Source organism: Micrococcus sp. GbtcB5 (assembly GCF_019091605.1).
Lineage (GTDB): Bacteria > Actinomycetota > Actinomycetes > Actinomycetales > Micrococcaceae > Micrococcus > Micrococcus luteus.
The window spans coordinates 1-236 of sequence record NZ_JAGXJK010000478.1 but is presented as its reverse complement, the minus strand read 5'-3'; the positions used below and the strand labels follow the sequence as shown (position 1 = coordinate 236).

1 protein-coding gene is annotated in these 236 nt (G+C 69.5%); it reads right to left on the bottom strand.

Annotated elements, in window-relative coordinates:
* Window positions 1-236, bottom strand: a 236-nt coding sequence (locus KVS67_RS13175) for a hypothetical protein (protein ID WP_217565565.1), incomplete at both ends; no start/stop codon positions are given.

Genomic DNA, 236 nt, shown 5'->3' with positions numbered 1-236 from the left:
ACTCGGCCTTGACGTACAGCGGGGCGGTGAAGGTCGCGTCGCGATCCTTGCACTCCTCCTCCGTCATCTTCGCGTCGGCGTACTCCGGCTCGGCGAAGGACAGGGACATGGTGCCCTGGAAGTCCTCGATCGGGGTGATCTCCTCGAAGATGTCCGTCAGTCCCGAGGTGTCGGGCACGGAGTGGTCGTCGGCGGCCAGGGCGGCGTCGCCGCGCGCGGCCCCCCCGTCCTTGCCG